The 14,712-nt window shown below is 34.7% G+C and carries 13 protein-coding genes; 1 reads left to right on the top strand and 12 read right to left on the bottom strand.

Annotated elements, in window-relative coordinates; all coding sequences use genetic code 11:
• The first annotated feature begins 15 nt into the window (after positions 1–15).
• Positions 16–633, top strand: coding sequence for an HD domain-containing protein (locus tag JHL15_RS07500; protein WP_200244685.1), 618 nt, complete (start codon positions 16–18; stop codon positions 631–633).
• Positions 634–744: 111 nt separating this feature from the next.
• Here JHL15_RS07500 and JHL15_RS07495 read toward each other — a convergent pair whose 3' ends face one another.
• From JHL15_RS07495 to JHL15_RS07440, 12 genes are all read right to left on the bottom strand, one after another.
• Complete coding sequence (locus tag JHL15_RS07495) at positions 745–1,512, bottom strand: alpha/beta fold hydrolase (RefSeq protein ID WP_200244683.1); 768 nt, start codon at positions 1,510–1,512, stop codon at positions 745–747.
• Positions 1,513–1,529: 17 nt separating this feature from the next.
• Entirely contained in the window at positions 1,530–2,474 is a 945-nt protein-coding gene (locus JHL15_RS07490) for an NAD(P)H-dependent flavin oxidoreductase (protein ID WP_200244682.1), read from the bottom strand.
• 110 nt (positions 2,475–2,584) lie between these two features.
• Positions 2,585–3,085 (bottom strand): hypothetical protein, encoded by a 501-nt coding sequence (locus tag JHL15_RS07485; protein WP_200244680.1) that lies wholly within the window; start codon positions 3,083–3,085, stop codon positions 2,585–2,587.
• A gap of 145 nt (positions 3,086–3,230) precedes the next feature.
• Positions 3,231–4,598, bottom strand: a complete 1,368-nt coding sequence (locus JHL15_RS07480) for a peptidylprolyl isomerase (RefSeq protein WP_200244679.1) — start codon at positions 4,596–4,598, stop codon at positions 3,231–3,233.
• An 87-nt stretch (positions 4,599–4,685) separates the two neighbouring features.
• Positions 4,686–5,609: a PfkB family carbohydrate kinase gene (locus JHL15_RS07475; RefSeq protein ID WP_200244678.1), complete on the bottom strand. Its 924-nt coding sequence runs from the start codon at positions 5,607–5,609 to the stop codon at positions 4,686–4,688.
• Between the two features lie 28 nt (positions 5,610–5,637).
• The gene (gldD, locus tag JHL15_RS07470) at positions 5,638–6,195 is read right to left on the bottom strand and encodes a gliding motility lipoprotein GldD (protein ID WP_200244677.1); all 558 of its coding nucleotides are present in this window, start codon (positions 6,193–6,195) and stop codon (positions 5,638–5,640) included.
• Positions 6,196–6,239: 44 nt separating this feature from the next.
• Positions 6,240–7,274, bottom strand: a complete 1,035-nt coding sequence (gene mutY, locus JHL15_RS07465; protein WP_200244675.1) for an A/G-specific adenine glycosylase — start codon at positions 7,272–7,274, stop codon at positions 6,240–6,242.
• A gap of 79 nt (positions 7,275–7,353) precedes the next feature.
• Positions 7,354–7,770 carry a hypothetical protein gene (locus JHL15_RS07460; RefSeq protein ID WP_234047710.1) on the bottom strand — a complete coding sequence of 139 codons (417 nt, stop codon included), beginning with the start codon at positions 7,768–7,770 and terminating at the stop codon, positions 7,354–7,356.
• A gap of 124 nt (positions 7,771–7,894) precedes the next feature.
• Entirely contained in the window at positions 7,895–9,256 is a 1,362-nt protein-coding gene (locus tag JHL15_RS07455) for a DUF5458 family protein (RefSeq protein WP_200244671.1), read from the bottom strand.
• A 23-nt stretch (positions 9,257–9,279) separates the two neighbouring features.
• Positions 9,280–9,726, bottom strand: a complete 447-nt coding sequence (locus JHL15_RS07450; protein ID WP_234047709.1) for a type VI secretion system contractile sheath small subunit — start codon at positions 9,724–9,726, stop codon at positions 9,280–9,282.
• A gap of 257 nt (positions 9,727–9,983) precedes the next feature.
• The gene (locus tag JHL15_RS07445) at positions 9,984–12,080 is read right to left on the bottom strand and encodes a M13 family metallopeptidase (RefSeq protein ID WP_200244665.1); all 2,097 of its coding nucleotides are present in this window, start codon (positions 12,078–12,080) and stop codon (positions 9,984–9,986) included.
• A gap of 517 nt (positions 12,081–12,597) precedes the next feature.
• On the bottom strand, positions 12,598–14,655 hold the full coding sequence (locus JHL15_RS07440; protein WP_200244663.1) for a M13 family metallopeptidase: 2,058 nt from the start codon (positions 14,653–14,655) through the stop codon (positions 12,598–12,600).
• Positions 14,656–14,712 lie beyond the last annotated feature (57 nt).

Here is a 14,712-nt window from a genome sequence, read left to right as displayed (position 1 = left end):
ATATGAATTATTGATATGGAGCTAAAAGAAAGATTTAAGCAGAATGTTTTACAATATAAACAGGATCAAGATTTAATTGATGTTCTGTGGCAGGAAATTGAAACCTCCTATTCTCACAAAGGAAGGTATTATCACAATCTGGAACATTTGAGTAATATTTTTTCAGAACTTGAATTGGTAGAAACTCATATTTCAAATTTTTCGAATATCAGTTTCTCCGTATTTTATCATGACATTATTTATGATGCTTCATCAAAAATGAATGAGGAAAAAAGTGCTGGGATTGCTACAATAAGACTTCAGAAGCTTAATATGGAACAAAAATCGATTGATGAGGTTTTTGAACAAATTCTGGCAACTAAATCTCATCAAGGATCTGCTGATAATGACACCAATTATCTTTTAGATGCTGACTTATCTATTTTAGGAAAAGATACCGAGACCTATATGGATTATACCAAAAAGATCAGAAAAGAATATGGTATTTATCCTGATCTTTTATATAAACCTGGCAGAAAAAAAGTGCTTAAATATTTCCTGGAGTTAGAGCATATTTTTAAAAGCGATTACTTTAAAAATAAATATGAAAATCAAGCAAGAGTAAATATCAAATACGAATTGGAAAGTTTGTAAGTTTTGGCTAAAGCCAGTTGGAGGTGGCTATATAAAATAAAAAGCGGGCTAAAGCCCGCTTCTATTGATTATTGTAATTTTCTCCTATGATTATTGTAAAGCTCCCCTATTCTAAAGATGCTGAATAAACTCTACAGCTCTGTTCAATACTAATTCCGGTACTTCTTTGTGTGGAGTGTGTCCTACGTCAGGAATAATATACTTTTCTGAGGTTCCGCTTGCTTGACTTAACGTTTTCTCGACCTGATCTAAAGTTCCGTATTCATCTTTTTCTCCCTGAATAAAGAGCAACGGACAACTCATATCTTTTAAAAGATATTCTATATTCCAATCTCTGTAACTTTCCCTTGTCCATGTTTCTGTCCATGCCTTGAAAAGCATTTCTACTTTATCACCATGGTATTTTTGTAAACGTTCAGGAAGATTAGTTGTTTTATAGGCTTCCCAAGCATCATAGACCCCTTTTAAAGTCACCTCCTCAACAAATATGTGCCCAGCTTCACAAATTACAGCTTTTATATTTTTGGGGTATTTACTTGCGGTGATCAAAGCTATTGTTCCTCCATCGCTATGCCCAAATAAAATAGCATCTTTGATATTCAACTCCAACAACAGATCATTTAATAAATCTGCCTCCAGTTCCATATAGTTATTAGGTCTTTCATAAGTCGACATCGGACTGGATTTACCATATCCTAATCTATCATATACCAGAACATTGCAGTGAGATGCTTCTGAGAGTTTCTTAGGAAAGTCTCTCCATAATTGAGTACATCCGAGCGAATCGTGCAGAAAAACCAGTGTCGGTCTATCCTCTAATGAATGATCATATTCTATATAAAAACTTTCTTCTTTTGCTCTAATTACATTTTCTAACATCAAAATTCAATACTTCATTAAAATTGAGGCATTTTCACGGCTTCGAATTCTTTCAATAAATTGCTAAAAACCGTTTCCACAGGAAGAACATCTTTAATTAAGGCTGAAACCTGCCCTATTTCCAATTCACCATCTTCCATATCACCTTCAAACATTCCCTTTTTAGCTCTTGCTCTACCCAGTGACGCTGCTAAAGCTGCAGCATCTCTCCCTGACTGATATATTGTTTCTAACTCATTAAAGAATTTATTCTTGACCATTCTTACAGGTGCCAATTCTTTTAATGTAAGATGAGTATCCCCTTCATTCAGTTCCGTAATCTTCTTTTTCCAGTTTTCGTGGGCACTGGCTTCATGAGTAGCCGCAAAGCGGGAACCTATTTGCACACCATCTGCTCCTAAAATCATTGCTGCTTTCATTTGGGAACCTAGAGCGATTCCACCTGCGGCAATTAAAGGTTTAGAGATATGTTGTCTTACATTAGGGATAAGGCAAAAAGTGGTGGTTTCATCTCGTCCGTTATGTCCACCAGCTTCAAAACCTTCTGCAACAACAGCATCAACTCCGGCATCTTCACATTTGATCGCAAATTTTGTTGAGGAAACAACATGGGCTACTTTTATTCCTTCCTTTTGTAGTGTCTCTGTATAGGTTTTAGGGTTTCCGGCAGAAGTAAAAACAATTTTCACATCTTCTTCTAAAATAATCTGGATGATCTCTTCTATATTGGGATACAGCATAGGGACATTCACCCCAAATGGTTTATCAGTAGCTGCTTTACATTTCTGTATATTTTCTCTTAATATATCAGGGTACATACTTCCTGCACCAATTAGTCCTAATCCTCCGCAATTAGAAACAGCAGAAGCAAGTCTCCAACCTGAATGCCAAATCATTCCAGCCTGGATGATCGGGTATTTTATATCAAAAAGTTTTGTAATTCTATTCTGCTCTGATTCCATGTTATGGAGCCTTTTTGCCGTACTAAAATCTATAAAATTGCTCATGGTGTAAAAATACTAAAAACAAAGATTTTACACATTTCAATTTTTAAAAATATTCACTTTGATTTCTATTGAACTTTGTAATGTTCAAGTGTTTCATCGATTATAAAACTGATATCTAAAAACTGCTGAACCCATTTTGCTGTTTCTTTTTCAATATGATCTATTTTCAGTTCAGACCACCCTTCCATTAATGTTAAAGGTCCATATTGTATACTGACATTAGGCCAATTGTCCATTTCAGTAATAAACCGCTCTCTAAATCGTTCTGCAAAATTTCTACTGGCTATTTTATACCCTTTGAATGTTCTGAGTTTAAATGCATGAATATTATAATATAATTTACCCTCTTGAATACCCTTATCATTTACCCAGATTGAAAAAAATATTCTTCCAGTGGCATCCAGTGGCGATTGAGGATTGCTGGACCATTCTGGTTTATAGATTTTAAGTGCTATGGATTCCATTACTTCATCTATAGATATTATAAGCCCAAGATCATCTAATTGCTTTTTAGAAATCTTAGAAATAACAGATTGAAAATTATTTCGGTAAAAATTATAATCCATATGTTTTGCTTTAAAAGTTAAAATAAACTGTTCAATAAGCTTTGTATTAAAGTCTATATCTCAATAAAGATAATTGGCTAAAAGTAATACTTTTAGCCAATTGTATAAATAAAAAAAACCTTCAGTACTACTGAAGGTTTTTAATTTATTTCTTTAAAGCCTCTTTCTTCCAGTTTCCTTTGAACTTACAAGAATCATAGCGGCTGTCTATTGATATAAAGGTGGTCGGTAATTTGGAATTAACAAACTTTTCAACCATTTCATTTCTTTTTTTATTAAGCGCCATTTGCTTTATTCTGTCATAGTCAGTTTCCAGAGTGATCTGGTGAGCAGGAATTACATCCTCTATTTTCACAACTTTAACGACCTTTCTCTTTCTTTCATCCTCATCATCAAAAGCAGAGGTAATATCATTTTTATTAAGACCTGCTAGCTCATAACTGATCGTTCCGGGAATGCTTTCTCTTTCAATCTTATTAGAACCGTCAGCTCCAGCGATTACACCACCATTGAACTTTGTCTTTTTATCATCAGAATATTTAAAAGCAGCATCTTTAAATGTGATCTTACCTTCAGTAATTAAAGTTTTGATACTATCTAATTTCTTTTTTGCTGTTTTAAGCTCATCTTCTGTAGGCGTAGCCATTAAAAGAATATGTCTTGCGTCATAGATCTTTCCTGATTTTTTTACCAACTGAATAATATGGTAACCAAATTCAGATTCTACCGGATCTGAAATCTCACCTTCCTGTAGGTTAAGCGCAGCAGCTTCAAATGGTTTTACCATCTGACCTTTAGAAATATTTTTCATCAGACCTCCTGTAGATGCAGAACCTGGATCTTCAGAATAGATTCTTGCCTGGCTTTCAAATGATTCTCCACCAGCAATATCTTGTTTGATTTTTTTTAATTTATTGATCAACTCATCCTTATGGGCTTCAGTAAGCTTAGGATACATCATGATCTGAGCTAAAGAAACTTCATCCTTGATCTCTGGCAATTGAGCTTTATACATATTGAAGAAATCAGTTACTTCATTCGGAGTAACATCTGCTTTATCAGTAACTCTCTGATATTTTGCCTGTCCGTAATAGGTATCAGTATCTATTTTCTCAATAGCATTTTTCATTTCATACCCATTTCTGAATTTATAAGCTGCCAACATTGTTTTTTCATCCGGAAACTGAGAAAGTAACTGGCTGTATTTAGCGCTGGCCTGGCTTTTAATAGCTGCAGATCTGTTTTCAATTAATGTATCTTTTTTGGCTTCGAATACAAGAAGTTTATTGTTGATCAGATTCTCCAAAAACTCACACTTATCCGTATTGGAAGCTCCCTGCTGTTTAGCGTAGTTCATCTGTTCGTTTACATCAGATTCCAACACAATTTCATCTCCTATTACAGCAGCAATACCATCCACTAGGTCTCCTTGTTTTATCTGAGCTTTCATGTTGGTAGCAAACAGCATCACAAAAACTCCAAAAAGAAAAGTGATCTTTAGTTTATTTATCATTTTAGTATTTTAAACAAGTTGCAAATTTAGAATTCTTAATGAATTACACTCAATTTTTTATTATAAATATTTCTTAAAAACATCTATTTATTGAAGTTCAACATCAAATGTTGTTAATTCTTTAAATTGTCTCAGTCTGCTGAACATATCAGATTCGTTTACTTCCTCAATTCTTTCTGTTCCAAATTTTTCAACAGTAAAAGAAGCCATAGCAGAACCAACGATCAATGCAGATTTCATTGTTTCGAAATCAATCTTTTCTTTCTTAGCTAAATAAGCTGCAAAACCACCTGCAAAAGTATCTCCCGCTCCTGTCGGATCGAAAACATCTTCTAATGGAAGTGCCGGAATAGCAAACACCTGCGTATCATTGAAAAGTAGAGCACCATGCTCTCCTTTTTTAATAATAACATATTTTGGTCCCATGGTAAGGATCTTTTTCGCTGCTTTTACCAAAGAATACTCTCCGGAAAGTTGTCTTGCCTCTTCATCGTTAATAGTGATCACATCTGTTTTAGCAATCATATCCATTAAGATATCCAAAGCGCTATCCATCCAGAAATTCATGGTATCTAAAACAACTAATTTAGGACGTTGATTCATTTTTTCAAGAACTGATAGCTGAACACCAGGATGCAGATTACCCAATAATAAGATCTCGGCATCTTGCATAGAATCAGGAATTTTAGGATCAAAATTTTCCAATACATTCACCTCAGTGGCTAATGTATCTCTTGTATTTAAATCGTTATGATATTTCCCTGACCAGAAAAATGTTTTTCCTTCTTTTATAATTTCAAGCCCTTCAATATTCACATCTCTATTGGTAAACATATCCAGATGTTCTTGTGGAAAATCCCCTCCTACAACAGAAACAATTCCTGATTTTACTCCTAATATGGATGACGTAATTGCAATATAGGTGGCTGCACCTCCTAAAATTTTATCTGTCTTACCAAATGGTGTTTCAATTGCATCAAATGCAACACTTCCAACAACTAAAAGTTTCATATATTTTTCAATGTATTTTTAAACTGATTTATTTTTTCCATTCAAATGTATCCAGCAGGTGTTTCATATCATTTTTGATATAATCCACTGCAGGAGCCAATGAATCCGGTTTCGGTCTTGTATTAAAGTATAGATAAGCAGTTACAAAGTGTTTTGTACTGTCTGTAATGTAAAATTGAAGATTGGAAGCACTCTGCCCTTTCAATTCATAAAAATTCCCATACACCTTTTTTTCAGGGTATTCAAAGGATTTTGTATCGATAGCGCTGGCTTTAATGGTATGTTCATATACCATTTTTTCTGCTTCTTTGATGTGATCTGCAAAGTCATTCTGAATCGGATAGTACGTGACGAAGATCTTAGCCTTCATCTTCGGGTAATTCAAATAGTACCAACAAGGTCTTTTCGCATCTGTCATTGTCGCAAAATCAGAATACTCAAAGCTGTATGCACAGTTAGATTCAAACTTCTGATATTTTGGGGTGGGATATTCCAAACGTAGTTCGCCGTACGGTTTGGGAATGGGATCTTTTCCACATGAAATTAAAAGCAATGAAGCAAATATAAAAATGACTTTTTTAATCATTTTGCAAAAGTACAAATTAGATTTCAGATTTAAGAAGACAAATTTCAGTCTTTCAACGAGTTTTGAATATAGGTCTCCAAAGGTTTAGGAAAAGATTTGTCCTGTGATCCATTGAAGTCTGTAATCAGGTATTCATTTTTTATAATGAAATCGTTCCAAACGGTGTCTGAAGTAACTTCAACGTTATAAATATCAATCGTCAAATTCTTGTGAGTCAGTTTATGATGAACTGTTTTCAGTCCTTTAATGAATTCTTCCATCTCTTCAGGAATGGAAACTGGAAATTCAAAAAGTTTCTTCCAGATAAAATCATCTTTTCTCTGTTGGACTACAAACTGCCCATTATGATGCACAAAATAATATTTTAAATGAAGATCTTCTGTTTTTACTTTTTTTGTTTTAACAGGAAAATCAGAAACTTTATCTAAAGAAAATGCCAAACAGTCATCTTCTAAAGGACATTCATCACAAAGAGGATTTTTGGGTTTGCAAATTTCCGAGCCAAGATCCATCATCGCCTGATTAAAATCTCCCACATTATCCGGCATAATTAAAGCTGCCAGTTCCGAAAAATAAGTAAATGCTCTGGAATTGGAAACATCAAAGTCATCAGCGAAAACACGGCTTAAAACTCTATAAAAATTCCCATCTACTGCAGGCATTTTTCCTCCAAAGCAGATACTGGAAACTGCAGCTGCTGTATATTTCCCTATTCCTTTTAATTGTAATATATCTTCATATTGAGCGGGGAAAGCACCATTATGACCTGTCATTATTTGTTGTGCTGCTTTATGAATGTTGATCGCTCTGGAATAATATCCCAGACCTTTCCAATAAAGCAAAACCTCATTTTCTTCAGCCTCTGCTAAAGTTTTTACATCCGGAAATCTTTTAATAAAATTATTATAATGATTGAGCCCCTGATTAATTCTTGTCTGCTGAAAAACAATTTCACAAATCCATATTTTGTAAGGATCTTTGGTTTTTCTGAATGGCAAGTCTCTGGCGTTTTCCTTATACCAGGCCAGGAGTTTATTTCCTACATGAAGAAAGTCTGAATTTCTAAAATTCTTTTCCAAAAAATTGAGTCTGTTTAAATAATCCGATTTGTTTAACCATACTGATCTAAAATCTGATTAAACATTTGCAAAGATAGAACTATTTACTTTCTGTACCTACAGCATATACAGGAGCAGATTTCAGCCATTGATAATTGAGCTTTTTCTCTTCTGCTATAAAACGATATCCACTCAGCTTTTTGAGGAAGATATACATGGAATCTTTTTTCAATTTTAATCTTTGATTGGACAGAAACTGAAATGGATAAGTAACCACAGAGTCCCTTGTGGTCTTTTCGATAACACCCGAAGTGAGGCGGTAGATAAATATCGATTTTCCACGACCTGAAGAGCTATCCACAAGTTTTACATTAGAACTTACTAGAACCATATCGCTGGCATCAGTACATTCTTTTTTATTCATGATATAAGCCTTCCCTTCCTGTCTTTCATCTTCAAAAAGATCTTTTTTATAATAATTGGGGCTTTCGTATTTCTTTTCACAGCCAATAATCAAAAATATAAGAAAGATCGGTATACAATAAATAAACCTTGATTTAAACATATTAATTTTCATGTGAATTGGTAGAAAAAAACCGATGTAAAATTGCATCGGTTTTTATTATTAAATCAGACTGGTATTAGTCCTGAGTGTATTGAGACTCCCATTCGTTACCATCATCCCCTTTATGTCCGTCCAGTTTAATAACGAAACTTTTTGTAGGAAAATAAGGCGTTAAACGAATGTCCAGCCATACTCTGTCTTTATTTACTTTATCTTGCTCAAAACGAACAATTTTGAACTTTTCAATCAATTTGTCCGCTCCTTTGATTCCATCAAGGAAGGTCACAATCTGTCTTCTCAGATCGTCCTCATTTTTTGCAGTCCAGTTTTCAAATGCTCTTCTGTTTAGGAAATCCAATAAAACTTTTGTTACATAGTCGAATACACGAACTACAGAATAAGTCTGAAGTCCAATATTATCACCCGTAAATAATGTTTTTGCAGAGAAAGCCATGATCTTGCCATACTCATTCACCATAGGTACCAATCCCATTTTTTCCAATTGAGAAATTTCACTTTTCTTCAATTCGAATTTTACAGCATCTACCTCGTTGATGTTACCATGTTTTTTACCTGCTGCTACCTGAGACATTAGGGTTTTATGGATCTTTCCAGCTAATGAAGTGGAAGGTGGAAGCTCCACATTCTCTTCTTCACCTACTTCTTCTGCTCTTCCACGGCCTACAAGCCAGTTACAGGTCATGATCACATTACTTCTGTGAAGCTCGCCTCCTGTAAGGTTTGCAGAATGGAATAAATCTACAACGTCATCCGGTTTATCAAGGTTAGCAAAATCGGTAACCATCATTACTTTGTTTTCGTTACAGATCTTCGCCCATTTTTCAACTACTTTATTAGATCCTAAATATCCTGGAATTGCTAAAAGAGAATAATTATCTCTTAGATCCAAACGGTCGTAATAGCTTTTGAACTCTTCAGCAATCGCATCAATAAAGATAGGATTATCTAAATCTGAAAGCTGATCTAAGCTTGCATTTACAATACTTACATTATCAACTTTATCAAGTTCTGTATTTTTATAGAATTGAGCTACCGTTCTGTATGATGTTTCCAACTGGCGAACCGTATCCAATGCATTTTTTAAGTTTGTTTTCAAACTATTTTCTGCCTGCTGTGCTTTATTTTTGCAGACATCTGCCATTTTATCGGCAGATTCATTACCTTCTAAAAGACTTACCCACAGGTTGATCTTTTGCAGTAATTCTTTTCTTTCGTCTCCTTTATTATTATCATTCAGGAATATTTCTTTCCTTGCTTTTCTGGTAGGATTCATGTTGGCGATACCATCCACAACAGATTCTACAAATCCAAACCCACCAATTTTGTTGAGTTCGGCAAGAGGATTACCTTTGGGTTGTCCCGAATGTTGCTGCTGACCTTGTTGTTGGTTTTCTGCTGCCTGTAATTTACTATCCATGATTTTAATGTAAAGTCTTTAGGTTATTTTTCAAGTTCTTGTGCCACTTCTTTCAATACTTCCACAAAAGCAGATCTTGTCTGTTCGTTTTCCAGCATATTACGCAGAATCTTATTTGTTTTTAGCTGACGCACAATTTTATTATATTGTTCTTGTTCCATGCTAAGTTGCTGCAAATATTCTGATTTCTGAGTAAGACTTTTGGGAGTGAAGTCCGCAAGATTTTGAAAGCGGAATTCTTCTTCTACAGCACTACCATCTTCTGTTTCATGCTGTACACTGATAGAAGGTTGAAAATGCCTGAAGACGTCATCTACAGTCTTTAATCCTGTTACAATTTCAGGGGTATAAGATTCATCAGTTGTAAGCTGGCTTACGATCAGTGATTTATTTTCCTGTATTTCCTGGATAGCTTCATTAGCGTCTACTTTTATCTCGTTTCCGCCAACACCATAATTAAACATTGCCATATTATTATTATTTTGAGATTTTTGATTTTGGTTAGAATTGACTTTCCCCGACGAATCGAATAGTTCGCCAATCCAATGTTTAAATTTAAAAAAAAACTCTAACATACAAAATTTTGTTAAGATTTTTCTTGAATTATTTAATTATAAGTATTTTATGCCATACGAATATGCCATTTTCACTTCACTAAACTATGAAAAATAAATAAAAAAACACATCATCGCTGATGTGTTTTTCTTTTCTAACAATTTTGGTGTTATTACCAAATTTTTATTCTGTCCTGAGGTGCTTTGTACAGCTTATCTCCAGGCTTTATGTCAAATGCTTTAATAAATGCATCCTGATTTACCAATGGTCCAAACGCTCTGAAATATCCCGGAGAGTGTGGGTCGGTCTTCACCTGATTCACCATATATTGGTCTGTAGATTTTGTTCTCCAAACAGTAGCCCAGCTCATAAAGAATCTTTGATCCTGATTAAACCCGCTGATTAATCCCGGATTTCCATGGTCTTTAAGATACATTTGTAATGCATCATACGCTACAGCTACTCCACCCAAATCACCAATATTTTCACCGCTTGTAAATTTACCGTTTACAAAACTTCCTTTTACAGGCTCATATCCATTGTATTGTGCAGCTAACTGTCCAACTTTTGCATCAAAGTTTTTACGATCTGCATCTGTCCACCAGTTATTAAGGTTTCCATCTCCATCGAAACGAGAACCGCTATCATCAAAACCATGAGAAATTTCGTGACCAATTACAGCACCTATCCCACCAAAGTTTACAGCTGCATCCGCTTTCGGATTATAGAAAGGAGGCTGAAGAATTGCTGCCGGGAAAACGATTTCATTATTAGAACCGCTATAGTAAGCATTTACAGTTTGTGGAGTCATTCCCCATTCTGTTTTATCAACTGGTTTACCTACCTTCTCTAAACTTCTCTGATATTGCCAAGCTGCCACATTCTGTAAATTAGAATATAGCGTAGCTCCTTGAGTCGGAGAGTCTACTTTCAATGCAGAATAATCTTTCCACTTATCAGGATAAGCTATTTTTACTGTGAATTTTGATAATTTCTCCTGAGCTTTTACTTTTGTTTCCGGAGACATCCAATCCATCTCATTGATATGAGTTTTGAATGACTTTAAGATGTAATCGATATAAGTTTCCATCTGCTGTTTTGCTTCAGGAGTAAAGTATTTTTCAACATATAATTTCCCAAAAGCTTCACCAAGAACTCCATTTACAAGACCTAGCCCTCTTTTATTCATAGGACGTTGTTCTTTTTGTCCCTGAAGATATTTTGAATAGAAATCAAAACGGATCTGCTCTAAGTTTTCATCAAGATTACTTGCATTACCGTTGATCACATGATATTTCAAATAATCTTTAACCAAAGGAAGGTTCTTTTGGGTAAGAAACTGATCCATATTCTGGTAATACTTTAATTCTCCAACAATTACTCTGTCCGTTTTTACCCCAGCATCTGTTAAATATTTAGCAAGATTAATATTTTTAACCAATCCGGACAATTCAGATACGTTTTTTGGATTATATCTTAAATTAGCATCTCTGTTTTGCTCTAACGTTAAAAGATAATTAGCCAATTGCTTTTCAAAAGCTACTACATTTTCAGCAGACTGAGTAGAATTTTTATATCCTAATACTCCGAATAGTTTTCCAACATAGCTGGTATATTCTCCTAGTGTTTTTGTATTAGCTTCATTTACTTTTTGATAATAATCTCTTCCCAAACCAAGATCTGGCCCGCCAAGATAAACCGCATTCATTTTAGAGTCTTTCATGTCTGCACCCACTCTCCATCCATAGAAAGAGTTATCTCCAAGCTTGGTAGCATCTAAAAGATATTTCTGCAGGTCATTTAGATTTTTAATCGCATCAATTTTAGCTAAATCTCCTTTTATAGGTGCCAGACCATCTGCATTTCTTTTGCTAATGTCCATAAAAGATGCATATAAATTCTGAATTTTCTGTCCTTCAGATCCTTCCGCATATTTTTCAGATAGGATTTTATTTAAAATATCCAAAGAAGCATCATCTACATTTTCTCTCAATGCATTGAAAGATCCCCAACTTGCTTTATCAGAAGGTATTTGAGTGGTTTTAACCCAGTTTCCGTTTACATAACTGAAAAAATCATCTTGTGGACGAACACTTTTGTCCATATATGATAAATTAATTCCTTCTTCTTTCACTTCTTCCTTTACAGGTTGTGTAGTTGCCACCGGAGTTTCTGTTTTAGTAGTTTTTTCTGCAGTTTTTGCAGTACCACATGAATTTAAAAATACCATACCCGAAAAGGCAAGTATCCCAATATTTAGCTTTTTCATTAAAAGATCGTTTTTGATTTTACACAAACATACCAAATATACGAATTTTCGTAATGTGGGAGTGAGTAAAGTGAGAATGTGGTAAAAGTTATGAGTTATGAGTTGGGAGTTAATAGTTGAAAATTGAAAGTGGAAAGTTGAGAGTTATTAGATACGAGGTTCGAGGTTCGAGATTCGGGTTGTGGGTTGTGGGGTTATGAGTTGTGGGATATAGAATATGAAATTTGAGACACTTATTGCAGGACAATATAATGTTTAGGCAAAAAACTTTGATCATTTTTCTTTCTATTAAAAACCTTAACCCATTACCTAACATCTAATACCTACTACCCGCGACCTAATACCTATAAAAACCCTAACCTTTTACCTGCAACCTAACACCTACTACCTACTACCTACTACCTACTACCTACTACCTGCAACCTAATCCCTAATCCCTAATCCCTAATCCCTAACACCTACCCCCTAAACAAAAAAAAACCGCCCATTTCTGAGCGGTCTATATTTAGATTAAATACTACCAGATTTTGATTCTGTCCTGAGGAGCTTTGTATAATTTATCTCCTTGTTTTACATCAAATGCTTTATAGAATGCATCTACATTCGTAAGTGGTCCAAAACTTCTGAAATATCCAGGAGAGTGTGGATCTGTTTTCACTTGATTGATCATGTACTTCTCACTAGATAATGTTCTCCAAACAGTTGCCCAGCTTAAGAAGAATCTCTGATCTTGTGTATATCCGCTGATTACTCCAGGATTTCCTTTATCTTTTAAATACATTTGTAATGCATCATAAGCAATGTTTACCCCTCCTAAATCTGCAATATTTTCACCATTTGTAAATGTTCCGTTTACGAAAGTTCCTTTTACAGGCTCATATTTATCATACTGAGCAGCAAGTGCTTTTGTTGCTTTCTCGAAGTTTGTTTTATCTTCCGGAGTCCACCAGTCTACAAGGTTTCCATCTGCATCAAACTGAGCTCCTGAATCATCAAATCCATGGCTCATTTCGTGACCGATAACCGCTCCAATTCCACCGAAGTTTACAGCAGCATCAGCTTTAGGATTGAAGAATGGCGGCTGAAGAATAGCAGCTGGGAATACGATTTCGTTATTTACCGGGTTATAGTAAGCATTTACAGTTTGTGGAGTCATTCCCCATTCTGTTTTATCAACAGCTTTTCCGATTTTAGCTAAATCTTTATTATACTGCCATTCAGCAACATTCTGAAGATTTTGATATAAAGTTCCTCCTTTAGATTCCGGAGTGATCATTAATTTTGAATAATCTTTCCATTTATCTGGATAAGCAACTTTTACAGTAAATTTATTAAGCTTGTTTAATGCTTTTTCCTTTGTTGTAGAAGACATCCACGCTAAGTTATTGATGTGAACAACAAAACTTTTCTTTAAATAGTCGATCAATTCAACCATCTGAGCTTTTGCTTCAGCAGGGAAATATTTTTCAACATAAAGTTTACCGAAAGCTTCACCTAAAGAACCATTGATTAGCTCATATCCTCTTTTGTTAAGTGCTCTTTGTTCCTGCTGACCTCTAAGGTATTTACCATAGAAAGCAAATCTCATATTTCCAAGATTTTCGCTCAAATAAGCAGCACTTCCATTGATCAAATGAAATTTCAGATAATCCTTAATAACCGGAAGATTCTGAGCACTTACCAATTGGTCAAAGTTTTTATAGTATCCCAATTCTCCGATGATCACCTTGTCTGAATTCACCCCTACTTTTTTCAGGTATGCAGGAAGGTCAACATTTTTTACCAAAGCAGAAAGTTCTGCCATTGTTTTAGGGTTGTACTGAAGATTTGAGTCACGGATCTGTTCGTTTGTCAAATAAGTTTTAGCAATACTTTTTTCATAATCTACAATTCCTTTTGCAGCTTCATCAGCATTCTTATATCCTAATTCTTTTAGCATAGAAGCTACATACTTTTGGTATTCAGCAATTGCTTCTGTATTTTTATCATTTACTTTCTGATAATAGTCTCTTCCCAAACCTAAAGATGCATCTCCAAGATAGATTGCATTCATTTTAGAATCTTTAAGATCTGCATCTACACCCCATCCGTACAAAGTATTTTCTCCTTCTTTAGTTACAGAAGCAAGGTAGTTTTGCAAATCAGTAAGATTTTTGATCGCATCGATTTTAGTCAGGTTGCCCTGAATAGGCTTAATACCATCTGCATTTCTTTTCTGCATGTTCATATACGTTGCATACAGATCCTGAATCTTTTTACCTTCACTTCCGTCAGCAAATTTATCTTTCAGAAGAGAGTTCAAAATCGTCATTGAGTTATTGTCAGTATCATCTGCCAATTTATTGAAGCTTCCCCATGTTGGTTTATCAGAAGGAATTTTGGCTGTTTTCATCCACGTTCCACTCACGTAGTTATAAAAATCATCCTGTGGACGCACAGATTTGTCCATCAAGCTTAGGTCTAGACCTTTATCTGTTGTACTCATTACTGTTTTGGTTGTTTTAGCCTGAGCACTCACCATATTTTGTGAGCAAATTCCCGCTAATAAAAACAAAGAAAGCGTTAGTTTTTTCATTATGATAACAATTTATATAATATGTATATTTAATTTAATATTTGTTACGTTTACAAA

Origin of the sequence: Chryseobacterium paridis, from assembly GCF_016595215.1 — a bacterium.
Taxonomy (GTDB): Bacteria; Bacteroidota; Bacteroidia; order Flavobacteriales; family Weeksellaceae; genus Chryseobacterium; species Chryseobacterium paridis.
The sequence above is the reverse complement of the archived record's forward strand: the minus strand, read 5'-3'. Positions and strand labels throughout refer to the sequence as shown.

What these genes read in the sequence shown, in the direction of transcription:
- JHL15_RS07450 (WP_234047709.1), bottom strand. Translation starts at nt 9,726, where the DNA reads ATGGCAATGTTTAATTATGGTGTTGGCGGAAACGAGATAAAAGTAGAC.
- JHL15_RS07445 (WP_200244665.1), bottom strand. Translation starts at nt 12,080, where the DNA reads ATGAAAAAGCTAAATATTGGGATACTTGCCTTTTCGGGTATGGTATTT.
- JHL15_RS07485 (WP_200244680.1), bottom strand. Translation starts at nt 3,085, where the DNA reads ATGGATTATAATTTTTACCGAAATAATTTTCAATCTGTTATTTCTAAG.
- gldD (WP_200244677.1), bottom strand. Translation starts at nt 6,195, where the DNA reads ATGATTAAAAAAGTCATTTTTATATTTGCTTCATTGCTTTTAATTTCA.
- JHL15_RS07500 (WP_200244685.1), top strand. Translation starts at nt 16, where the DNA reads ATGGAGCTAAAAGAAAGATTTAAGCAGAATGTTTTACAATATAAACAG.
- JHL15_RS07440 (WP_200244663.1), bottom strand. Translation starts at nt 14,655, where the DNA reads ATGAAAAAACTAACGCTTTCTTTGTTTTTATTAGCGGGAATTTGCTCA.
- JHL15_RS07475 (WP_200244678.1), bottom strand. Translation starts at nt 5,609, where the DNA reads ATGAAACTTTTAGTTGTTGGAAGTGTTGCATTTGATGCAATTGAAACA.
- JHL15_RS07480 (WP_200244679.1), bottom strand. Translation starts at nt 4,598, where the DNA reads ATGATAAATAAACTAAAGATCACTTTTCTTTTTGGAGTTTTTGTGATG.
- JHL15_RS07455 (WP_200244671.1), bottom strand. Translation starts at nt 9,256, where the DNA reads ATGGATAGTAAATTACAGGCAGCAGAAAACCAACAACAAGGTCAGCAG.
- JHL15_RS07495 (WP_200244683.1), bottom strand. Translation starts at nt 1,512, where the DNA reads ATGTTAGAAAATGTAATTAGAGCAAAAGAAGAAAGTTTTTATATAGAA.
- JHL15_RS07490 (WP_200244682.1), bottom strand. Translation starts at nt 2,474, where the DNA reads ATGGAATCAGAGCAGAATAGAATTACAAAACTTTTTGATATAAAATAC.